General features: G+C 69.0%; 19 protein-coding genes and 1 tRNA gene. 8 read left to right on the forward strand and 12 right to left on the reverse strand.

All coding sequences use genetic code 11. The annotated features are described in order from the left end of the window. The first annotated feature begins 37 nt into the window (after positions 1-37). Together ACIQLK_RS08340 and ACIQLK_RS08345 are read left to right on the forward strand one after the other, a co-directional pair. The gene (locus tag ACIQLK_RS08340) at positions 38-1,162 is read left to right on the forward strand and encodes a PDZ domain-containing protein (protein WP_400364144.1); all 1,125 of its coding nucleotides are present in this window, start codon (positions 38-40) and stop codon (positions 1,160-1,162) included. Between the two features lie 79 nt (positions 1,163-1,241). Then, positions 1,242-4,160, forward strand: a complete 2,919-nt coding sequence (locus ACIQLK_RS08345) for a UPF0182 family protein (RefSeq protein ID WP_400364145.1) — start codon at positions 1,242-1,244, stop codon at positions 4,158-4,160. 26 nt (positions 4,161-4,186) lie between these two features. Here the strand turns inward: ACIQLK_RS08345 and ACIQLK_RS08350 are convergent, their stop codons facing one another. The 7 genes from ACIQLK_RS08350 to idi are packed head-to-tail and all read right to left on the reverse strand — an operon-like array spanning position 4,187 to position 9,751. Beyond that, positions 4,187-5,062, reverse strand: a complete 876-nt coding sequence (locus ACIQLK_RS08350; RefSeq protein WP_400364146.1) for a prenyltransferase — start codon at positions 5,060-5,062, stop codon at positions 4,187-4,189. Then, entirely contained in the window at positions 5,059-5,367 is a 309-nt protein-coding gene (locus ACIQLK_RS08355) for a lycopene cyclase domain-containing protein (RefSeq protein WP_400364147.1), read from the reverse strand. The genes ACIQLK_RS08350 and ACIQLK_RS08355 overlap by 4 nt, the downstream gene beginning before the upstream one ends. Beyond that, positions 5,364-5,705: a lycopene cyclase domain-containing protein gene (locus tag ACIQLK_RS08360; protein ID WP_400364148.1), complete on the reverse strand. Its 342-nt coding sequence runs from the start codon at positions 5,703-5,705 to the stop codon at positions 5,364-5,366. Before ACIQLK_RS08360 ends, ACIQLK_RS08355 begins: the two co-directional genes overlap by 4 nt. Before the next feature lie 5 nt (positions 5,706-5,710). Next, complete coding sequence (gene crtI / locus ACIQLK_RS08365) at positions 5,711-7,264, reverse strand: phytoene desaturase family protein (RefSeq protein WP_400364149.1); 1,554 nt, start codon at positions 7,262-7,264, stop codon at positions 5,711-5,713. Continuing rightward, entirely contained in the window at positions 7,261-8,145 is an 885-nt protein-coding gene (locus ACIQLK_RS08370; protein WP_400364150.1) for a phytoene/squalene synthase family protein, read from the reverse strand. The genes crtI and ACIQLK_RS08370 overlap by 4 nt, the downstream gene beginning before the upstream one ends. Further along, positions 8,142-9,206, reverse strand: coding sequence for a polyprenyl synthetase family protein (locus tag ACIQLK_RS08375; RefSeq protein WP_400364151.1), 1,065 nt, complete (start codon positions 9,204-9,206; stop codon positions 8,142-8,144). The genes ACIQLK_RS08370 and ACIQLK_RS08375 overlap by 4 nt, the downstream gene beginning before the upstream one ends. Then, positions 9,203-9,751, reverse strand: coding sequence for an isopentenyl-diphosphate Delta-isomerase (idi, locus tag ACIQLK_RS08380; RefSeq protein ID WP_400364153.1), 549 nt, complete (start codon positions 9,749-9,751; stop codon positions 9,203-9,205). The genes ACIQLK_RS08375 and idi overlap by 4 nt, the downstream gene beginning before the upstream one ends. Positions 9,752-9,822: 71 nt before the next feature. On the opposite strand from idi, the gene ACIQLK_RS08385 reads away from it, so the two are divergent. Further along, on the forward strand, positions 9,823-10,296 hold the full coding sequence (locus tag ACIQLK_RS08385; protein WP_400364155.1) for a MarR family winged helix-turn-helix transcriptional regulator: 474 nt from the start codon (positions 9,823-9,825) through the stop codon (positions 10,294-10,296). Positions 10,297-10,353: 57 nt separating this feature from the next. On the opposite strand, the gene ACIQLK_RS08390 is transcribed toward ACIQLK_RS08385, so the two are convergent. Then, positions 10,354-10,427: transfer RNA gene (locus ACIQLK_RS08390), tRNA-Met, on the reverse strand. Between the two features lie 82 nt (positions 10,428-10,509). Between ACIQLK_RS08390 and ACIQLK_RS08395 the strand changes: the two genes are divergently transcribed. Both ACIQLK_RS08395 and ACIQLK_RS08400 read left to right on the forward strand, forming a co-directional pair. Beyond that, positions 10,510-11,019 (forward strand): DUF6328 family protein, encoded by a 510-nt coding sequence (locus ACIQLK_RS08395; RefSeq protein ID WP_400364157.1) that lies wholly within the window; start codon positions 10,510-10,512, stop codon positions 11,017-11,019. Further along, complete coding sequence (locus tag ACIQLK_RS08400) at positions 11,016-11,825, forward strand: carbon-nitrogen hydrolase family protein (RefSeq protein ID WP_400364158.1); 810 nt, start codon at positions 11,016-11,018, stop codon at positions 11,823-11,825. Before ACIQLK_RS08395 ends, ACIQLK_RS08400 begins: the two co-directional genes overlap by 4 nt. A gap of 15 nt (positions 11,826-11,840) precedes the next feature. On the opposite strand, the gene ACIQLK_RS08405 is transcribed toward ACIQLK_RS08400, so the two are convergent. After that, complete coding sequence (locus ACIQLK_RS08405) at positions 11,841-13,049, reverse strand: aminotransferase class I/II-fold pyridoxal phosphate-dependent enzyme (RefSeq protein WP_400364159.1); 1,209 nt, start codon at positions 13,047-13,049, stop codon at positions 11,841-11,843. 126 nt (positions 13,050-13,175) lie between these two features. On the opposite strand from ACIQLK_RS08405, the gene ACIQLK_RS08410 reads away from it, so the two are divergent. From ACIQLK_RS08410 to ACIQLK_RS08420, 3 genes are read left to right on the forward strand one after another with little or no spacing between them, the layout of a single operon-like run. Continuing rightward, positions 13,176-14,639, forward strand: coding sequence for a trypsin-like peptidase domain-containing protein (locus ACIQLK_RS08410; protein WP_400364160.1), 1,464 nt, complete (start codon positions 13,176-13,178; stop codon positions 14,637-14,639). Between the two features lie 52 nt (positions 14,640-14,691). Continuing rightward, positions 14,692-15,933 carry a CDP-glycerol glycerophosphotransferase family protein gene (locus ACIQLK_RS08415; protein ID WP_400364161.1) on the forward strand — a complete coding sequence of 414 codons (1,242 nt, stop codon included), beginning with the start codon at positions 14,692-14,694 and terminating at the stop codon, positions 15,931-15,933. After that, positions 15,930-17,375, forward strand: a complete 1,446-nt coding sequence (locus tag ACIQLK_RS08420) for a CDP-glycerol glycerophosphotransferase family protein (RefSeq protein WP_400364163.1) — start codon at positions 15,930-15,932, stop codon at positions 17,373-17,375. Before ACIQLK_RS08415 ends, ACIQLK_RS08420 begins: the two co-directional genes overlap by 4 nt. Before the next feature lie 16 nt (positions 17,376-17,391). Here ACIQLK_RS08420 and ACIQLK_RS08425 read toward each other — a convergent pair whose 3' ends face one another. Genes ACIQLK_RS08425 through ACIQLK_RS08435 form a run of 3 tightly spaced genes read right to left on the reverse strand, consistent with a single transcriptional unit; the run spans position 17,392 to position 22,135 of the window. Further along, positions 17,392-18,447 carry a glycosyltransferase family 2 protein gene (locus tag ACIQLK_RS08425; protein WP_400364165.1) on the reverse strand — a complete coding sequence of 352 codons (1,056 nt, stop codon included), beginning with the start codon at positions 18,445-18,447 and terminating at the stop codon, positions 17,392-17,394. Continuing rightward, positions 18,444-20,963: a CDP-glycerol glycerophosphotransferase family protein gene (locus ACIQLK_RS08430; protein ID WP_400364167.1), complete on the reverse strand. Its 2,520-nt coding sequence runs from the start codon at positions 20,961-20,963 to the stop codon at positions 18,444-18,446. Before ACIQLK_RS08430 ends, ACIQLK_RS08425 begins: the two co-directional genes overlap by 4 nt. A 29-nt stretch (positions 20,964-20,992) precedes the next feature. After that, positions 20,993-22,135, reverse strand: coding sequence for an acyltransferase family protein (locus tag ACIQLK_RS08435; RefSeq protein ID WP_400364169.1), 1,143 nt, complete (start codon positions 22,133-22,135; stop codon positions 20,993-20,995). Positions 22,136-22,160: the final 25 nt, after the last annotated feature.

A 22,160-nucleotide genomic window follows, 5' to 3' on the forward strand; every position in this document is an offset into this window, starting at 1 on the left:
ACGCCGGTCGCGAACGAGTGCCGGAGGAAGGACCCGCGTGTCGCTTTTCACGCCTGCACCCGAGAGCGGCGCGCGGCGCGGCTCGACCCGTCCGCGCCGGTTCGTCGCCGGCGTCTGGGCGCTGGTGGTCGCGCTCGTCGCGCTCCTCATCCTCAGCTTCCTCCCCACCGGATTCGTCATCCAGCGGCAGGGACCGGTCGTCAACACCCTGGGGAGCGCGGAGAACGCGGACGGCGAGGATGTCCCGCTCATCTCGGTCTCGGGCGCGGAGACGTATCCGACGTCAGGAGCGCTCGATCTCACGACGGTGCAGGTGCTCGGAAACCGCGAGCAGACCCCCTCGTGGTTCGAGCTGGCCCTCGCCTGGTTCGACCCGGCGGAAGCGGTCCTCCCCGTCGAGAGCATCTTCCCGGCGGGAACCACGACGGAGCAGCGGAACGAGGAGAACGCCGCCCTCATGGTCGACTCCCAGAAGGAAGCGACCGCGGCAGCCCTCACCGAGCTGGGTTACACGGTTCGTGAGCATGTCGGCGTGGGGGCTCTCCCGAAGGACTCCCCGGCCGCCGGGATCCTCGAGGTGGGCGATGAGATCGTGTCCGCTGGAGGCACGCCGATCGCGAACACCGAGCAACTGCGCTCTGTCATCAACGAGGGCGGCGGCGACCCCGTCGACCTCGTCGTCCGCCGCGGCGGGCAGGAACGGAAGGCCACCGTCACCCCCGCCCGCGCCGAGTCGAAGGACGGGCCGGTCTGGATCATCGGGATCACCACGGAACGGGACTTCGAGTTCCCGATCGACGTGACGATCCAGCTCGATCGGATCGGCGGTCCGAGTGCGGGGCAGATGTTCGCTCTCGGGATCATCGACACGCTGACGCCCGGTGAGCTCAACGGCGGCAAGCAGATCGCCGGCACCGGGACCATCGACTCGGCCGGCACGATCGGTCCGATCGGCGGCATCCGGCAGAAGCTCTACGGAGCACGCGATGCCGGCGCGACGTACTTCCTCGCCCCGGAGAAGAACTGCGACGAGGTCGTCGGACACATCCCCGGCGGCCTTCGCGTCATCCCCGTCGCGAAGCTCGACGACTCCCTCGCGGCCCTGGAGGCCATCCGCACCGGATCAGGGATCGACGACCTGCCTGTCTGCACCGCCGGCTGACGATCGCACCCCCTGCGATTCCGCCGAGAGCGCACGGGGGCGCGGCCGGGGCGCGAGACCCGCCGCCTAGGATGAGGGGGTGACCTCGACACCTGCCGGGCCGGCCACGTCCACCCCTCCGAATCCCGTCCGTCGCACGATCGCCATCACCGTCGGTGTGTTGGTTGTGCTGGTGATCGCGTTCTTCGCGTTCGCGAACCTGTACACCGACTGGCAGTGGTACCGGCAGCTCGGCTTCGACAGTGTCCTGGTCACGCAGTGGACCGCGCGCATCGTGATGTTCCTCGTCGGGTTCCTGGCCATGGCCGCCCCCGTGTTCGCGGCCATCCAGCTCGCCTATCGCCTGCGGCCCGTGTACGCGCGTCTGAGCTCGCAGCTGGATCATTATCAGGAGGTCGTCGAGCCCCTTCGCCGCCTGGCGATGTGGGGCATCCCCGTGTTCTTCGGCTTCTTCGCCGGATTCGCTGCTTCAGCGCAGTGGGAGACCGTGTGGCTCTGGGTCAACGGCGTCTCGACCGGCCAGAAGGACCCGCAGTTCGGCCTCGACACCGGCTTCTACCTCTTCCAGATGCCCTTCTACAGCATCGTCCTCGGCTTCACGTCAGCGGTCCTCCTGATCTGCCTCCTCGTCACCGTCGTCGTCGCATACCTCTATGGATCCGTGCGGGTCGGTCAGCGCGAGCTCCGCATCTCCAAGGCGGCGCGCATCCAGCTCGCGGTCATCGCCGCGCTGTACCTCGCAGTTCAGGCCGTCAGCCTCTGGTTCGACCGGTACAAGACGCTCACCACGCAGGGGGATCGCTTCACCGGTGCCAGCTACGTCGACGACAACGCCGTGATCCCGGGCCTCGCGATCGTCTCCATCGCGGCCGCCATCGTCGCGGCGCTGTTCATCGTGACCGCCATCATCGGGCGCTGGCGGTTCCCGCTCATCGGCACTGCCCTGCTGATCGTCTCGTCCCTGGTCGTCGGCGTCGCCTACCCGTGGGCCGTCAGCCAGTTCCAGGTCGCACCGAACCTCGAGACCTACGAAGCCCCGTACGTCGACCGCAACCTCGCTGCGACCAAGTTCGCCTACGGGATCCAGGGCCTCGAGAAGACCGAATACGAGGCCGTCACGACGGCCGAAGAGGGACAGCTCCGCGCGGATGCGGACACGACCGCGTCATTGCGCATCATGGACCCGGCCATCATCGGCCCCACTGTGCGACAGCTCGAGCAGTACCGCTCCTACTACCAGTTCCAGAATCCGCTCGACGTGGACCGGTACGAGATCGACGGCAAGACCCAGGACGCTGTGGTCTCGGTCCGCGAACTCAACCTCGGCCAGCTGGGGAACGCGCAGTCCTGGTACAACAACACGCTCGTGTACACGCACGGGTACGGTGTGGTCGCCGCCAAGGGCAACGAACGCACCGACGACGGAAACCCCGTCTTCATGGAACGAGGCATCCCCACCTCCGGCGAGCTCACCAAGAGTGAGAAGTACGAGCCCCGCATCTACTTCGGCGAGTACTCGCCGCCGTACTCCATCGTCGGCGCTCCGAAGGGATCGGACCCGGTCGAGCTCGACTATCCCCGTGGCGAGGACGGCTCGGATCAGACCCGGACCACCTTCGCCGGCAACGGCGGTCCCGACATCGGCAACCCCTTCAACCGTCTGCTGTATGCGCTGAAGTTCCAGTCGACCGACATCCTCTTCTCGGACGGCATCAACGACAACTCGCAGATCCTCTACGACCGGAACCCGCGGGACCGCGTCCAGAAGGTGGCCCCGTACCTCGAGCTCGACAGCGACCCGTACCCGAGTGTCGTCGACGGTCGGGTCGTCTGGATCATCGACGGATACACACTTAGCAACAACTACCCGTACTCCTCGATCGTCAGCCTGCGCGACGCCATCTCGGACACGACGAACACACAGCCGCGGGTGGCTCTCGACGACATCAACTACATCCGCAACTCGGTCAAGGCGACCGTCGACGCGTACGACGGCTCCGTCAAGCTCTACGCATGGGACGACACGGACCCCCTGTTGAAGGCGTGGCAGAAGGTCTACCCCTCGACCTTGCGTCCCATCAGCGAGATGTCCGGTGACCTGATGAGCCACGTGCGCTACCCCACCGACCTGTTCAAGGTCCAGCGCGCCATGCTCGGGACTTACCACGTCGACGACGCGCAGTCGTTCATCCGCCGGGACAACGCGTGGCGCACCCCGCAGGATCCCGTGGAGAACACGAACCTGCAGCCCCCGTACTACCTGACCATGCAGATGCCCGGGCAGGACAAGCCGGCGTTCTCGATGTTCACGTCGTTCATCCCCGCGTCCGAGGGTGATGGCGAGCGGAACGTCTTGCTCGGCTATCTCGCGGTCGATTCGAACGCGGGATCGGAGAAGGGCAAGAAGGGTGCCGACTACGGCAAGCTCCGCATGCTGGAGATCGGTGCGGATGTCTCGGTTCCCGGCCCCGGCCAGGTGCAGAACGACTTCCGATCGAATGCGACGGTGGCGCGCGAGGTCAACCTGCTTCAGCAGGGGCAATCCGACGTGCTGAACGGAAACCTCCTCACCCTCCCTGTCGGTGGCGGCCTCCTCTACGTGCAGCCGGTGTTCGTGCAGGCGTCGAGCGGTACCCAGCTGCCGCAGCTGAGGAAGATCCTGGTGTCCTTCGGTAAGCAGGTGGCCTTCGAGGACACGCTGCAGGAGGCTCTCGACAAGCTGTTCGGCGGCGACTCCGGCGCGACGGCCGGCGATGAGGGTACCAATCCGACTCCGTCCGGGTCGCCCCAGGCCACTCCTTCGCCGCAGCCCACGGACGGCAACGAACCTCCGACCGCGGGCACCGGTGACGAGACGGTTCGCCTCCTGCAGCAGGCCCGCGAGGTCATGATGGCCCGCGACGCCGCGATGCAGAAGGGCGACTGGGCTACCTACGGTCAGGAAGACGAGAAGCTCACCAACATCATCGATCGGCTGATCCAGCTCGACGGGAACTGATCCCGCGATGACCTGGTGGGGGCTGCTCAGGACAGGAACAGCCCCCACCAGATCATGAGCAGCGTCACGACGAATCCGGCGAACTGGTTGAGCCACAGGAACCGATCCCAGCCTCGCGTGGCGGTCGCGGCATCCCGGTCGGACACCGATCGGTAGGGCCACACCGTCGCCAGGTAGGGGAGCGCCACGATCGCCGCGAGCGGTCCCGGCCACGCGGTCCCGAGCATCGCCACCCCGGCCGCGGCGTAGGTCACGAGGGAGAATCGCACAGTCCAGGCGGCACCGCGTGCGGTCGCGATCGACGAGATGCCCGCCTCGCGATCGGCGACGACGTCCTGCACCGCGCCGAAGGCGTGAGATGCGACGCCCCACAGCGCGAACGCCACGATGATGAGGACCAGCTGAGGGGTCCACGTCGCAGCGGTCAGTACGAGCGCGTAGACGGCGGGCGAGAAGAAGTGGATGCTGCTGGTCACCGAGTCGGCGAAGGGGCGCTCCTTGAGTCGCAACGGCGGCGCGCTGTAGAAGACGACGGCGAGCAGACTGAGCCCCAGGACGGCCCAGGAAAGTGGCGGGCCCGAGACGACGAGGAAGACCACGAACGGTGCGCACAGCACACCGGAGGACCAGAGCGTCGGGGCATGCAGGCTCTTCTCGAGAATCGCTCCGTGCGCCCCGCCCTTGCGCGGGTTCCGGAGGTCCGATTCGTAATCGAAGACGTCATTGATCCCGTACATGGCGACGTTGTAGGGGATCAGAAAGAAGATCGTCCCGATGATGAGGACGGCGTCGACCTCACGCGTGCTCAGGAGGTACGCCGCCGCGAACGGGAACGCCGTGTTGATCCAGCTCACGGGTCGCGACGAGACGAAGAGCTGGCGTGCGAAGCGGAGCGGCGTCATGCGGCATCCTCCCGTTCCGGACGCAGCGCCGACAGCGCGGGGAGGAGGAAGGCGACGCAGAGCGGGTACGCGAAGTCCTCGATGGGAGCGAGGCCGATCCGGATGCCGCTGATGTGCTCTTCGGGATAGGTGAAAAGGTCCGCGGCGATCATCAGGTTGTCGAACACCGCGGTGAGCGCGAACAGTGCGGCGGCGGTCCACGCCGAGGCGATGAGTCGGTCGCGCCGGCCCGGGCGACGGAGCGAGAGCAGCGTCACGGCGAGCGTGAGGGCGAGGAACGGGATGAGGATCAGCGGGTAGGTCATGTCGTCTCCGGCGCTCGCATCCGTCGTCGCGCGTCGCGGACGCGTGTGACGACGGCGTACGTCACGAGGGCGAGGTGGCTGAGGAAAGCGAGGAAGACGGGCTCTTCGAGCGGCAGGTGCGGTGCGAGATCGATCCCGACGAGCAGGGGGCTGTCGCCTCGGACGAAGACGCCGCTGGCGATTCCCACGAGATCCCAGACGAGGAGGAACGCGGTCCCGCACCCGATCAGCAGGGCGGTGCGTAGGGGCGCCGCTCCGAAGGCGAGTCGGTGTCGGAGGTCGACGGCGAGAACGCCGAGCGCCGAGACGATCAGGGCGCCGAGGTAGACACCCGGCATCGTGGTCAGCGCTCCGAGGCGAGCGGCTCTGGCAGCTGTCCCGTGGAGACGTCGCCGTCGAGGAGTTTGACGACGAGCTCGGCCGAGATGAGGCACATCGGGAGCCCGACACCGGGCAGGACGGTCTGGCCGGCGTACAACAGCCCGTCGACCTTCGACCGCAGACCCGGCCGGAACATCGCCGACTGGCGCAGTGTGTGCGCGAGGCCCAGGGCACCCCCGCGGAACGACCCGAAATCGGCGGCGAAGTCCCCGGGGGAGATCGTGCGGCGCACGCGCACGCGTTCGGCGAGATCGCGGACACCGGTCCACTCGGCGATCTGGGCGATGACGGCGTCCGCGGCGGCCTCGATGACCGCATCACCGGCGCCGTCGACGCCGCCGCGTCCGAGCTCGGGGGCAGCGGGCATCGGGACCAGCACGAAGAGGTTCTCGTGGCCCGCGGGAGCGACATCGTCATCGGTGGCGCTCGGCCGGCACACGTAGAGCGACGCGGGATCCGGGACGGAGGCAGCCACGCCCGCCCCGAAGATGGCGTCGAAGTTCGCCTTCCAGTCCTTCGTGAACAAGAGGGTGTGGTGCTCGAGTTCGGGGAGTTCGCCTTCGACCCCGAGCAGGATCAAGAGCGCGCCGAAGGACGGGACACGCTTGTCCCACCACGCCTCGCTGCGCGAGCGGAGCTCGGTCGGCAGCAGCTCCGTCTCGGTGTGATGCATGTCCGCGGTGGAGATGACGTGATCTGCGTCGACGCGGGTGCCGTCGGCAAGGCGGATGCCGGTGGCCACCTCCCCGACGGTGATGATCTGTTCCACCTTGCTCGAGGTGCGGATGACCGCTCCGCGCTCCTCGGCCAGGCGGGCGATGGCGCGGATGATCTGCACGAACCCGCCGCGCGGGTAGAGCACACCGTCGTCCAGATCGAGGTGACTCATCAGGTGGTAAAGGCTCGGGGCGTCGTAGGGCGACCCGCCGAGGAAGACGGCGGGATACCCCAGCACCTGCTGGAGGACCGGGTCGGAGAACTGCTTCTCGACGTGGGCGGACAGCGGGCGCAGCAGGAGCGGCAGGAGCGTCGTGAGCTTGCCCAGGACGTCGGGGTGCGCGAGCCCCTTGAGCGAGACGTAGGGGTCGTAGAGGAACCGTGAGACGGCGAGGTCGTAGATCTCGCCGGCGGAGTCGAGATACTCCGCGAGCTTCGCGCCGGCGCCCGGTTCGCGCGCCTCGAAGGCGGCGACCGCGGCGTCCCGTCCCGAGACCACGTCGAACGGCTCTCGCTCGCCCTCGTGGTACACCCGGTAGGCGGGGTCGAGGCGGACGAGGTCGAGCTGCTCCGCGGCCGTCGTGCCGAGGAGGGCGAAGAAGTGGTCGAAGACCTCGGGCATGAGGTACCAGCTGGGACCGGTGTCGAACCGGAAGCCGTCCTTCTCCCAGCTGCCCGCGCGGCCGCCGACGTCCTCCAGCGCCTCGAACACGGTGACCTCGTCACCGCGATCGGCGAGGAGCGCAGCAGTCGCGAGACCGGTGATCCCGCCTCCGATGATGGCGATGCGGCGGGTCATGCGGGGGACCTCCGTGAGGGTGCGGGTCGTCGGGCGGGCAGCAGGGTCCGATGCGCGACCGCGGCGCGTACGGCGATCGCGGCTTTCACGGGATTCGGGACGCGGACGCGGGTGTCGATGTCCTCGGTCCGGTGCAATCTGTCGGCCAGCGAGGCGAACAGTCCGTGCGCTGTGGCGACGGCGACACGGCAGTCCGCCGGCAGGAGCGGGATCGTCGACTCCGCGGCATCCAGATCTGCGTCGATGCGCGCGAGCACCTCGGCACGGCGCGCAGCACCGACGCCCACGCCGAGGTAGTCCCGGCCCAGGCGTCCGGCGTCGTCGGCGTGGTCGCGGAGGAAGTTGATGTCCTGGAACGCCGCGCCGAGACGGCGGGCACCCGATACGAGCTGCGGGTCGGGATCGCGGGGCGACACGCTCCCGGCGTTGACGAAGACCTGCAGACACATCAGGCCGACGACCTCGGCAGAGCCGTAGACGTAGTCGTCGTGCGAGGCATCGTCGTGTTCGGCGCGCTCCAGGTCGGTGCGCATAGACGCGAAGAACGGCTCGATGCGCACCCGCGCGATGCCGCACTCCCTCGAGGTCCGCGCGAAGGCGTGGACGACGAGGTTGGCGCTGAAGCCGCGGGCGATGGCCGCGTAGGTCTCGTCTTCGAGCTGGTCCAGAACGCGCCGCTGCTCGTCGAGCGGAACTCCTGCCGCATCGGCGGCGCCGTCGACGATCTCGTCGGCGACCCGCACGAGCGCGTAGACGTTCCGCACGTGCCCTCGCACGCGTGGGCCCAGAAGGGTCGTGGCGAGCCCGAAGGATGTGGAGTAGGCGCGGATGACGGATGCCGCGGCTGCCGCTGCGGTCTCGTCGTACAGGGAATCACTCATCGAGGGATGCGGTCCTCCACGGCGGCGGCGAGCGATGCGAGGAGCACGACGGCGTCGCGCGGGAGCGCGGCGTCGGCGGCGTGGCTGCGTGCGGACCGGAGGGTCTCCGAGATCATCTCGACGGCGCGTTCCCGCGCGCCGCTGGCGGCGAGCTCCCGTTGCGCCTCCGCGATGGCGATGGGTCCCGTGGGCGCCATGGCCAGGGCGGAGGCGATGCGTGGCCACGCCTCGGTCTCGGCGGCCATCGCGATCAGGGGCGTCCGCTTGGAGGCGCGGAGGTCGGCTCCGGGCTCCCGGCCGGCCTCGGCACGCGAGCCGAAGGTGCCGATCAGGTCGTCGGCGAGCTGGAAGGCGACCCCGATCGCGGAGCCTGCGGACTCGAGTGCCGCGCGCTCGTCGTCGGTGGCGCCCGCGAGGAGCGCGCCGGCTGCCAGCGGGGCCTGGAAGGAGTAGAAGGCGGTCTTGTCGCGGGCGGTGCGGATCAGCGAATCGGTCGGCGGAAGGTCGGCTCCGATGGTCTGCTCGACGTCGGCCAGCTCGCCGGCGGCCGAGACGAGGAGGGCGTCGTCGAGCAGGACGAACAGGGCTGCCCGCTGAGGTGCGGTCACCGGGGCGGTGGCGATCAGACGCGTCGCCTCGAACAGCAGGAGATCGCCGGCGAGGACGGCGGCGGCGGCGCCCAGCAGATTCGCATCGTCGGCGTCCCCGCCCCGCGCCAGCGCGCGCTCGCGGAAGCGTCCGACGACGTTCGGGATGCCGCGTCGCTCGATGTCGCCGTCGATCAGGTCGTCGTGCACCACGAACGCCGCATGCAGCAACTCGAACGCGGCCGCGACCCGCCACAGCCCGGGGGAGTGGCCGATGTCCCCGCCGAAGGCCTGGAATGCGGCGACGACGAGTGCCGGTCGCAGTCGCTTGCCGCCTGTGGCGGAGGCGGCCGTGGCCTCGCCCAGAGCGGCCGACGCCTCACCGAGGGCTGCCGAACGGATGCGGAGACGCTCGAGCGCGACCTGCAGGGCGTCGTCGATCTCGCGCCGTGCGATCGCGGAGAGGGCGATCAAGAGGCCCTCCTGACGGTGACCGGGTCCGCCAGATCGAACTGCTGAGCCTGTAGGACGAGCCACGGGCTGAACGCCCACGGTGCTGCGAAAACCGACGCGGCGAGGTCCGCCGGATCGACCCATCGCGCCTCCGCGACTTCGTCGGGATTGAGGATGGGGTCCTCGTCCGTGTAGGCGACGTAGACGGGGCAGATCTCGTTCTCGACGATTCCCGAGGCGTCGACCGCCCGGTAGCGGAAGTCCGGGACGGTCGGCGTGACATCGCGGACGGCCAAGCCGATTTCGTGCGCGGCGCGGCGGTGGACGGCGTCGACGACGGCTTCGCCGGGGCCGGGGTGGCCGCAGAACGAGTTCGTCCAGACGCCGGGCCAGGCCGCCTTGCTGAGCGCTCGACGCGTCACGAGGATCTGGCCCCGGGAGTTGTACACGTGGCACGAGAATGCGAAATGCAGAGCCGTGTCGGTACCGTGAACCGTTGCCTTGGGAGCTGTCCCGATGTCGTGACCGTCGTCGTCCATCAGCACGACGTACTCGATATCCGACACGATTCCTCCGTAAGTTGCTAGATTATCTAGCGATCATCCGTCATGCTACCCACCGACCCCGGAGGTGTCCAATGGTTGCAGAGCCGTGGATCCCGGCCACCGAGCACGAGGCCGTGGTGATGAACGCTCTCGAGGCCATCCGTGCGTTCTCGGACTCTCTGGATCGAATGTACGCGGGTATGCGCGGCGACATGGACATGAACGCGACCGATCTCGCGGCGTTGCGCATGCTCATCATCCGGGAGCAGCACGGTGAAGTGGTCAAGCCCAACGACCTCGCGACGCACCTCGCGATCTCGACGGCGTCGACGACGAAACTCCTCGATCGGCTCACCGTGAGCGGGTACCTGACCCGTGTGCCTCATCCGCACGACCGCCGCGCCCGGATCGTGGTGCTCACCGATGAGGCACGCGTGACGTTCCGGCGTCATTTCGGTGAGCGTCTGCGACGCATGAGGAGCGCTGCGGACGGGTATTCCGACGAAGAGCTGCGCACGATCGTGCGCTTCCTCGCCGACATGGAGACGGCCATGCTGCCGTCATGATCGGGCGGGAATGGAAGAAGGCGCCCCCTCCGGAGAGGGGACGCCTTCTTCTTTTCGTTGCGGGGACAGGATTTGAACCTGCGACCTCTGGGTTATGAGCCCAGCGAGCTACCGAACTGCTCCACCCCGCGGCACAAGAGAAAACACTAGCACGTGATTCGGGGGCACGCGAATCGGGGCGCAGGTGGCCGTGCCACTGGGCAGGATGAGGGGATGTCTGCACCAGACCAGGACGTCACCTCCGATGCCCAGCCCGACGGCCGCGACGAAACCCGAGACGAGCGCGCGGACCGCAACTGGGGCGAGGTCCTGCAGGAGCTGCGTGTGCTCCAGACCGGAACGCAGATCCTCACCGGGTTCCTCCTCGCCCTCGCATTCCAGCCCTCGTTCGGCGACCTGAACGGGACGCAGCGCGCGGTGTACCTCGTGCTGGTGGTCTTGGCCGCGCTCAGCGCCGTCGTCGCGCTCGCCCCCGTGTCGGTGCACCGGTTCCTCTTCGGTCGTCGCGCGAAGCCGGCCATCGTGCGCTTCGGACACGTCTGCATGCTGGGCTCCCTCGGATTGGTGTCCCTCCTTCTGATCGGCGTCGTGGCGTTCGTGTTCGACGTCGTCGTCGGAGATGCGGCATCCTGGGTCGCGGGTGCCTGTCTCGCGGTCGTCATCGCGGGACTGTGGGTCGTTGCGCCCGTGCTCGCCCGTCGTCGCCCGGAGAGGACCTCATGACCGTCACGCCCCTCGGCGTCGCCGTGGCGCAGTTCGCGCCGACCGCCGACGAGTCGGCCAACCTAGAGGCGATCGGTGACCTGGTGGCACGCGCGCGTCATCGCGGTGCCGGCGTCGTCCTGTTCCCCGAGTATTCGAGCTACTTCGTGGATCCCTTCGACGCGTCCCTGGCCGAGCACGCGCAGGACCTCGACGGCCCGTTCGTCACCGCCCTCATCGCACTGGCCGCGGCGCACGACGTGCACATCGTCGCGGGTCTGGTCGAACGGGCGGCATCACCGGGCAAGGTCCGCAACACGGTCGTCGCCGTGGACGCCGGCGGCATCGTCGCGCGGTACCGCAAGCTCCATCTGTACGACGCCTTCGGACAGCGGGAATCGGACTGGGTCGAGCGCGGAGACATCGACGTCCCCGAGACGTTCGACCGGGGCGGCGTGCGATTCGCGCTGATGACCTGTTACGACCTTCGATTCCCGGAGGTCACACGTGTGCTCGCCGACACCGGCGCCCACGTCGTCCTCGTCGCCGCGGAATGGGTGCGCGGTCCCCTGAAAGAGGACCACTGGCGCACACTCCTGCAGGCGCGCGCCATCGAGAACACCCTTTACGTCGCCGGTGCCGATCATCCGCCACCCCTCGGCGTGGGACACTCCGTCGTCATCGATCCTCAGGGCGTGCCGATCGTGCACATCGGGACCGCCACGGACGTCGCCGTGGGCTTCGTCGACGCTCGGGCTGTGGAGCGGGTGCGCCGCGTGAACCCTGCGCTCGCCCTGCGCCGCTTCGCGGTCGCGCCTCGCGGGTGACGTGCGCGCCGGGCGTCAGCGCACGGATGCCGCCAATCGATGCGCGGCCTCCTCGATGATCTCCGTGCGCTTGCAGGAGGCGAAGCGGACGAGCGTCGCGTAGTCGCCACGGTGCTCGGGTGTCACGAACGCCGTGACAGGGATCGCGGCGACGCCGGTGCGTTCGGGAAGGGCGCGGCAGAAGTCCGCGGCATCCTCGTCTCCCGCGATCCTCGATCGGACGTCGGCGATCGTGAAGTACGAGCCCGCCGGCGTCGAGACGTTGAAGCCCGCAGCGATGAGTCCGGCGCCGAGCAGGTCGCGCCGATCCCGCTGGGTGGCCGACAGATCCTCGAAGTAGCCGTCGGGCAGCCCGAGCCCGACGGCGATCGCGGGCTGGAAGGGCGCGCCGTTCACATATGTCAGGTACTGCTTGACCGCGAGGACGGCGTCCACGAGGTCGGCGGGCCCGCTGACCCAGCCGACCTTCCATCCCGTCGTGCGGAACGTCTTTCCCCCGGACGAGATCGTGAGAGTGCGCTCGGCGGCACCGGCCAGGGTCGCGATCGGCGCATGGATGCCGGACATGACCAGGTGCTCGTACACCTCGTCGGTCACGATGAGCGCATCGTGCTGGTGTGCGAGTCGAACGATCTCGGCGCGGACCTCGGGTGAGAACGTCGTTCCGGTCGGATTGTGGGGATCGTTGACGAGGATGATCCGGGTTCGATCGGTGACGGCGGCGCGGAGATCGTCGAGGTCCGGTTCGAAGTCCGGCCAGCGGAGCGGGACCGGGACCAGACGAGCGCCGGCGAGCGCCACGGCGGCCGCGTAGGAGTCGTAGAACGGTTCGAAGACGACGACTTCGTCGGCGGGCCCGTTCACGAGCGCGAGGATGGTGGCGGTCAACGCCTCGGTCGCGCCCGCGGTGACGAGGACCTCGCGTTCGGGATCGAGGTCGATGCCGTAGAACCGATGCTGATGCTCGGCGATCGCCTCACGGAGCACCGGCATCCCTCGCCCCGGCGGGTATTGATTGACGCCGCCTCGGATCGCGCTGATGGCCGCGTCGATCACCTCGACGGGCCCGTCCTCGTCGGGGAAGCCCTGGCCGAGGTTGATGGCGTCGTGCCGCACGGCAGCAGCCGAGATCTCGGCGAAGATGGTCGGGGCGAGCTCGCCCGAGGGGGACAGCAGGCCCGCCCCGCGGGCCGCGCGTTGCCACGCGCCGGATATGTGCAGCACCGGCCCAGCGTATCGTCGCGCCCGCCCGACGCCCGGCGCACTCCCATAGGCTGATCGGAGGGGTGGCATAGCTGGTCCACAGACTCCGGGAGCAATCTGAAGTCGCCTCGATAAAGGAGCAGTCCCATGAGCGATTCCCACACCCCCGATCCGAACACGTCCGGTGCCGACGTGCCGCCGCGTCCGCCTCTGCCCGACTCCGGTGCGCCCGCGCCCCAGGGCGCCCCCAGCGCCCCGTCGACGGCTCCGTACCAGCCGGGCCAGGGCTGGTACGCGCAGGCCGCCCACCCGCAGGCCGGCCACGACGCCGGCCAGCACACGCCCGGAGCGTCGTTCTCGACCCAGCCGCTGACGGACGAGTCGGCGACGACCCGTTCGCATGACGCGAGGGTGGGGTCGGGCAAGATCGTGGCCGTGCTCGTCGCTGCCGCCATCGTGGGAGCGGTATCCGGCCTGGGCGGCGCGGCGATCGGCAACGACCTCTTCCAGCCGCAGGCCGCCGCTGTGGCCACGAAGGGATCGACGCAGGTCACGGTCAACGACCCCGACCAGGTGAATCAGACCACCGGCATCGCCGCCAAGACCCTGCCGAGCGTCGTGACCATCAACGCCTCGTCCTCGAACGGTGGCGGCACGGGATCGGGCGTCATCCTCAGCGAGGACGGCTACGTCGTCACCAACACGCACGTGGTGACCCTGGACGGCGCGAGTTCCGACGCCTCACTTCGGGTCACGACCTCCGACGGCCGCGTGTTCGACGCGAAGATCGTCGGGACCGACCCCATCTACGATCTCGCCGTCATCAAGCTGACAAACGCGAGCGATCTCACGCCCATCACTTTCGCCGACTCCGCCACGCTCAACGTCGGCGACACGACGGTCGCCGTCGGTGCGCCGCTCGGCCTGTCCAACACGGTCACGACCGGAATCGTCAGCGCGCTGAACCGATCGATCCAGATCGCCTCCTCGGCCGTTCCCGATTCTGGTGAGCAGGAGCAGGGCCAGGGCCAGAACGGCGAATCGCCGTTCCAGTTCGACTTCGGTCAGGGACAGCAGCGCGGGTCGGGCTCGTCGGGCACGATCTCGATCGCGGTCATCCAGACGGATGCCGCGATCAACCCGGGCAACTCCGGTGGGGCGCTCGTGGATGACGAGGGGAACCTCATCGGCATCAACGTCGCGATCGCGACCGCAGGCGGCGGGTCTTCCTCGTCGAGCGAGGCGGGCTCCATCGGAGTCGGCTTCTCGATCCCCTCGAACGTCGTCAAGCGGGTCGCCGACGAGATCATCAAGGACGGGAAGGCCACCCACGGCCTGCTCGGTGCGATGGTCGGCAACTCGGCCGATGCGAAGGACAGCACCGTCGCCGGCGCCCTCATCAGCGACGTGACGCCCGGCGGAGCCGCGGCGAAGGCGGGGCTGAAGGCCGGCGACATCGTCACGGAGTTCAACGGCGTCCCCGTCCGCGACGCGACGGACCTGACGGCTCAGGTTCGCGCGCTGGCGGCCGGCAGCGCGGCGAACCTCGTCTACGTGCGCGACGGGAAGTCCCTGAGCGCGGACGTGACGCTGGGGACGCTGACCGACTGATCGCTGCGGCGACGCCCTGAGGCACGACCCCATCCCGCGATAGGCTCGCGGGATGGGGTCGTTCTCGTTCTCGTCGGGCAACGCGGCGCAGGTGCTGAGACTCCCTCTCCACCTTTTGGGGCTCGCGGCGACGCGGGTGATCCCGCGATCGAACGACCTGTGGGTGTTCGGCTCGGCCGCCGGGATCGGTGAAGGGGCCTGGGCCCTCTGGACGGTCGCAGCGGCACACGGGGAACGCGCCGTCTGGCTGACGGGATCAGAGAAGGATGCCGCCGACGCGCGACGTGCGGGCATCCGTTCGGTCGCGAAAGCGGGCCTGTACGGCTTCTGGCTCACCGCCCGTGCGCGGGTCGTCGTGGTGACTCACGGCGCCGGCGACGTGAACAGATACGGGACCGCGGGGTCCTTTCTCGTGCAGCTGTGGCACGGCATCCCCCTCAAGCGGCTCGGGCTGGATTCCCCGGTGACTGCGAGAGCGCCCGTGAACGTGCCCGGCCTCGCTCGCTTCCTGCGCTGGGCCTACCGGCGCACGCAACGCCGCATCCGTCTCCTGCCCGCCGCCTCCCACCTCGTCCGCGGTCGGCTGGAGTCCGCCTTCGGGCTCGGGCACGACCGCATCCCGGTCACCGGGGAACCCCGTGTGGATGTGCTCTCCGACGGCTCGGCCGCGGACGCACGGGCATCGGTCGATGCACTCATCGGGCCGACCTCGGGCGCGCGACTCGTCCTCTACGCACCGACGTGGCGAGACGGGGCGCCGGATCCGGCGATCCCGACCCCCGCGGAGTGGGCGGCGATCGTCGATTCGCTCGACGCCGCGAACGCGGTCCTGGTGATCCGCTCTCACCCGCTAGGTGCGGGGGATTACACCTCTCCTCCCGGGACGGACCGCGTCCGGGCGATGGGAGCGGACCTCATCGCCGATGTCACACCGGTGCTCCCGGCGTTCGACACGCTCATCACGGACTACTCCTCGCTCATCTACGACACGGCTCTCATCCCGCTCCCGGTCGTCTTCTTCGCTCCTGACGAAGACCGGTACGCCCACGAACGCGGCTTCTATGGCCGTTATCGCGATCTGGCGGGCGTCGATGTGGCGACCACGTGGGTCGAGGTGATGCGTCAGCTCTCGCTCGTGCTGCTCGAGGATGCCGAGCGTGCGCGGCGGGTCGAGCGTGCCCGGGATCTCAGCACACGCGTGCATGCCTATCGCGACGGCCGGAACGCCGAGCGCGTCTATCGCGCCATCCGGCGCAGGCTGGCGAGCCCGCGAGAAGCGAAAGGTGACGAATGATCCAGGCCGCGCTTGCACCGGGCGATGTCCTCGTCCTCGACGGGTCGGGGCCCGCACCCACCGGCATCCGTCTCGAGGGCGCGCGCGCCCGCGTCGCCGGATCGGTCGAGGCATCGGATGCCGGGTGGCGGGCGACGATCCCCTTGCGGATCTCCCGGTGGGGCGGCCCGCTCCTCGCTCTCCCGAGCGGAAGCTACCGGCTCGTCGTCGACGGGGTCGAGCTCGGCGCGGCCGATGTCGCCTCCTTCCCGCGTACTGTCGGGGAGGCTCTGGCCCTCGGGGTCGACGGCGGGTACGCGAGCGTCTCGCCGCCTCTGACGGAGGCGCACTCGTCCGCTGCGGGCCAAGCAGCACTGGAACAGGCGTACGCCCGGGACTCCTCGGCGCTCGAGAACGCCGTGCTGTTCGAGAGCTTCTACGGGCGGAACGCGAGCTGCAATCCGCGCGCGATCGACGCCGAGCTCGCGCGCGAGGCGCCGAACGTGACGCGGTACTGGAGCGTCGCCGATCTCTCCGTGGAAGTTCCCGCCGGCGCCGTGCCCGTCGTCGAAGGGTCCCCGGAATGGTGGCGGGTGCGGGGGGCGGTTCGGCTCCTGGTGGTCAACGACTGGTTGCGGAGGCGGTTCGTCCGTCGCCCCGGGCAGCGCGTTCTGCAGACCTGGCACGGCACGCCTCTCAAGCGTCTCGCCCTGCAGCGCCCGGGATTCGATCCCCGCCGCATCCTCGCCGTCGTGCGTGAGAGCAGGCGGTGGGATGTGCTCCTCGCACAGAATCCCTACGCAGCCGGCATCCTGGCGAAGGCGTACGCCTTCGGTCGACGACCGATCTGGGTGGAGGGGTACCCGCGCAACGATGTGCTGGCCTCGGGCGACCGCCATCGGATCCGTCGCGGTCTCGGCGTCTCCGCCGAGGATCGGGTGCTCCTGTATGCGCCGACGTGGCGGGACGATCGCGAGCAGATGGTGGACTTCCTCGACCTGGAGCGGTTGGCGGCCGACACCGGGGCGGTCATCCTGGTGCGGGGGCACTCGCGGACGCTGGTGCCGGGTGCGGATGCGACGGGCTCACGGGTCGTCGACGTCACCTCATACCCGGACATCTCCGCACTCCTGCTCGCCGCGGACGCGCTCGTCACGGACTATTCGTCGGTCATGTTCGACTTCACGGTCACGGGCAAGCCGGTCTACTTCTTCGTTCCGGATCTCGATCATTACCGGGGCGAGCTGCGCGGCTTCTATTTCGACCTGACGGCGAAGGCGCCTGGTCCCCTGACCTCGACGCAGGAGGAGCTGACGCTCGCGCTGACCGACCCCGACACCCCGGGTCGCTACGCAGACCGGTACTCGGCGTGGGTCGCCACGTTCAACGCCCGCGACGACGGACGCGCGGCGGAACGGGTGGTCGCCAGGCTTCTCGACCAGGGGATGATCCTGCGCGCCTGACCTGGGCCGATCGGTGTCAGGGCAGCGGGGTGTTGCGGTCCAGACGCGACGTGTCGACGGTGTCCTGCGCACCCTTGAGGACGCCCGCGAGGAATCCGACGCCCCAGGCGAGGTGCATCGTGGGCAGGACGGCGACGAGCCACGCCCGTTCGCGGAGCGTTCTTCCGGCGATCGCGCCGAAGGCAATCACCCCGACCACGTAGAGCGCGACGGGAAGATGGACGACGGAGGCGAGTCCGCCCAGGAGCCCACCGGCCTGCAGCGCCCCCACCACGATGCTCACGGCCACGGCGCCGACGAGGGCGGGGGGCGCGAAGAAGCGGAGCGAGTTCTGACGACCGAACCGGCGGACGAGTTCGCCTCGCCAGGTTCCCGTGGCGACGAACTGCCGGGCGAGACGCGCCCAGCTCTCGCGCGGCCAATAGGTGACGGCGAGTTCGGGGTCGAACCACACCCGATAACCGGCGTGCCTGATGCGGAGGTTCAGCTCCCAGTCCTCGCCGCGCCGGATCGTCTCGTCGAACATTCCGACCTCTTCGAGCACGCTGCGACGCATGACACCCAGGTACGCCGACTCCGCCGGGCCTTCCGGCGCGCCTCCGTGGTAGGCACCGCCACCGAGACCGACCGGCGAGTTGTAGGCGATGGCGACGGCGCGCTGGAACGGGGTTCGGCCGTCCGCCCGCATGACCCCGCCGACGTTGGCGGCGCGCACGCGGTCCAGCGTGGCCAACGCCTGTCGCGTGTACCCCGGTGCGAGCTCTGAGTGTGCGTCGACGCGCACGATGGTGGGATGCCGCGCTGCCCGGATCGCGAGGTTCAGCGCCACGGGGATGTCGGCCCGCGGATTGTCCACGAGGCGGATGCGGTCGTCCGCCGCAGCGAGCCGCTGCGCGAGCTCGGTCGTGCCGTCGCTGGACGGCCCGAGGGCGAGGACCAGTTCGGCGGGACCGTCGACGTCCTGCTGGAGCACCGTCTCCACGGCGCGTTCCAGGTAATCGCGCTCGTTGAGCACGGGCATCACGAAGGTGACGCCCGCGTCGGCCCCGGGAACCGGCGCGTCGATCGTCACTGCGCTTCCGCGGTGTGGCCGGTGGCACGAGGGATCAGCGCATCGAACTGCGAGAGCACCTCTGCCGTGTAGGCCCCGACGTCGAGGGATGCCGGCGCCACCCGGCCGTCGAGGAACGCGGCCATGCCGCCGGCGAGCGCCCGGTCGTCGCGGTCGACGATGTGCATGTCGTCGCCGGGCAGTGCGCCGCGTGCGGACCCGAATGCCGTCGACACGATGGGCAGACTCAGCTGCGCCGCTTCGATCAGGACCATCGGCTGGCCCTCGTAGTCGCTCGAGAGGACGAAGCAGTCGCACCGTCGCATGACGGACACCGGATCCCGCAGCGGACCCGTCAAGAAGACCCGTCCGCTCAGACCCGCGTCGCGTACCTGCTGCTCGAGCCGGGCCCGCAACGGGCCTCCGCCCACGATGAACAGCTGGGTGTCCGGGGCATCGGACGCGAGGCGTGCGAACGCACGGATCAGCCGGGCGTGGTTCTTCTCCGTCGACAGCCGGCCCACGGAGACGAACCTCCGGATGCCGGGGGCCGAGAGCGCCGCTTCGACGTCGGATCCGAGGGTCGCGTCATCCTCGGCCTCGCCGTCGTCCTCTTCACGCTCGTCCACGGGTGCGGCGGAGATGAGGTCCGGGAGGTTTCGGAGGGTGACGAAGCGGTCGGCGGGCGCGTAGTCCGCGAGCTCCGCCCTATTCAATTCCGTCAGGGCGGGGGAGACGGACACGAGCTGGTCGTACGCGCGGTACATCGCGAACACGCGCCCCAGCGAACGCCGGAAAGCCTGCTTGCCGTTGACGGTCCGATCGCGGTCGGCGGCCATCTCGTTGTGCAACCAGATCGCCCGGATCGCGCGGGGCGAGTGCAGCATCAGGTGCGCCCAGAACGGACTGTAGCCGCTGAAGTCCGCGACCCAATCGAATTTCGCCGACCCGAAGATGCGCGTCCACTCGTCCCGCCACAAGGTGCGGTGCCCGAGACGGCGATGCGCACGAAGAGGGTCGGTGCTGACATCGGCGACCCGGCGCATGATCTGTCGGGCTTTCAAGCCGTTCATCCCGCCGACGCGGAAGATCTGACGGATGCCCGGGTTCAGGCGGGTCTGATTGTGGCGGGTCGTCGCGCCTCGAGGGAAGGCCATGAGGGCCGTCACGTCGTAGCGCTCGGGATCGAGCGAGTTCAAGAGGTTCACGGCCGCCGTCGTGATGCCGTTCAGGCGCATCCCGCCCACATAGAACAGCAGGCGGGGGCGGTCGTCTCGACGCGCGGAGCGGACGCGGCGTCCCTCATCACGTCCGCGGAAGACGACGTCGATGACGCGTGAGGTCGCCTGACCATCGTCGTAGGGGACGAATCGCTCGGCCCACTCGGCGTAGCGCGGGTGCGCCGCGGCATCCGGTCGCAGCAATTCGGCGAGGTCGCGCCCGAGCTCCCGTGGATCGGTGCGCACCGGCCCGGGGAGCTCGTCGAGCGGCATGTATGTGCCGCGGTCAGCGGAGTAAGCGTCGCCGTCCGGGACGAGGAAGCCGATGGGCCTGCCGGTGGCCAGATAGTCGAAGAAGATCGACGAGTAGTCCGTGACGAGCGCATCCGCCAGACCGAGGAGCACGTTCGTCGCAAGGACATTGGGGACGAGCAGACGGCGCAACGAGGGGATGCCGCTGGCCGCTCGGTGCACCACCTGATGGGTCTTGAGGAGCACCACCGTATCGTCGCCCAGCTCGCGCTGGAGTCCGGCGACCTGGTCGGCCAGGTGCGCGAGATCCGCGTCGGGGGCTTGGAAGGAGCTGCCGCGCCATGTCGGGGCGAAGAGGACGATCCGTTTACCGGTCAGGTCCGTGTTCAGCCGCGAGGCGAGGTCGTCGAGGAAGAGTGCGCGCTCGGTGTCCGACATCCACTGCCGGTCGATCCGCGGGTAGCCCTCCTCGATGATCGCGCCGCGATAGATGTTGCGCAGCTGGTAAGCGTCCTCGTACATGGTCTCGGCCATGAACGGATTGGCGGCGAGGAGGTAGTCGGCGTTCAGGAGGTTGCGGAGCGTATTGGCGGATTCGCGTGCACCGCCGGGCATGTCGAACCCCATCAGCTTGAGCGGGGTCCCATGCCACGTGTTCAGGTAGACCTGACCGACGCGCTTGCTGAACGCGGGGGGGAAGGTCGCGTTGTTGACGAGGTACCCGGCCGTCGAGACCGCGCGCCAATAAGCGGCGCTGCCCCGCGCCACGACGACGACCCTGCCGTCGCCGGCGAACTCCGCCCGGACTGCGGCCGCGGCATCCGGATCACTGATCGCCCAGACGTGCGTGAGATCGGCGAACTCGGGATCCGCGAGCAGCGCGCGGAAGATGGCCTCGGGATTGCACAGAGCGCCGTTGCCGGCGAAGGACTCGTACACCACCGTGCGAGGCCGGATCGGGCGCGATCTCGCCCAGGCGATCTGCTCCGACGTCGGAATGCGCTTCGCGCGACTCAGCGCCGAGCGGACAGCACGGGTGACGGCGGGCGGAAGGGGCGAACGCATGTGTGTGCTGTGCTCTCGTCGACGGCAGGTCAGGGCGCGACTTCACCGGCCCGGCGGCGGGCTCGTGCCGCAACAGCTCGGTGGACGCGTCGCGCCGCCTTGTGCATTCTAGCTTCGACTCCCTCGTAGAACCCCCAGGCGACCAGCAGGCTGACCGGGATGCCGAGCAGACCGACGAGTCCCCAGGCCTCTGAACCGAAGGCGAAGGCGAGGGTCGCCAGCACCGGAACGTGCACAAGGTAGAGGCTGAAGGAGATCTTGCCGAGCCACTGGATCGGACGGGTCTCGAACAGTCGGATGGCGGGTCCCCAGGCGAGCGCGACCAGGACGATCCCCGCCGCGCCCGGTGCGGCGAAGGCCCACAGGACCTGACTCAGATCCGTCCCGCTCGGGACGATCGGGCGCGCGAGCCAACTTCCGATGAGCATGAGCACGCTGAGGAGCGTGAACAGCGGCATGAACCACCGGGGTCGTGGACGGTCGACCCATGCCAGCAGGTCGGGCATCCGCGCCGCCATGATCGTGCCGATCACGAAGACGGGGAAGTACAGCAGCTCGCTCTGCTCGAACAAGCGCCCCGCAACGCTCAGCGCGCAGCACGCGATCACCGCGATCAGAGCGTGGCGCCTCACCAGGAGGGCGAGCGCCGTCGCGAGCGGCAGCACGATGGAGTACAAGAGCTCCCAGTGCAACGACCAGAGAGGGTTGTTGAGCGAGTACTGACGAGGCACGAGGGATGCCTGCGCGAAGAACGACGACCAGGTGACGCTCTCCGCGTGCGTCTCGGCCATCCACGAGCCGGCAGGCATCGTCGAACGGTCGCGCGGCACCAGGAAGATCAGCAGGGCGCTCAGGCCGAGCGACGCGATGACCGGGCCGTAGAGCCGGACGACGCGCGCGGAGAGGAACCCCATCCAGGAGAAGCCCTCGCGGAACACGGGCAGGACGACGACGAGCCCCGACAGGACGAAGAAGACAAGAACCGCTTCGTTGCCGGCGGTCAGCAGCTTGACCGGTGATTCCGAGATGACGGCCCAGCTGACGGTGCCCTCCAGGAGAGGACGCGCGATCAGAAGCCAGTGGTGCAGGAGAACGACGAGAGCCGCCACGCCACGAAGACCGTCGAGGCTCTGGATGCGGCCGGGCGGGTGCGTCGGGGGAGTCGTTACCACCCGACAACGGTAGTCGTGGGGGCTG

Origin of the sequence: Microbacterium sp. NPDC091382, assembly GCF_044757025.1 — a bacterium.
In the GTDB taxonomy this organism is placed as follows: domain Bacteria; phylum Actinomycetota; class Actinomycetes; order Actinomycetales; family Microbacteriaceae; genus Microbacterium.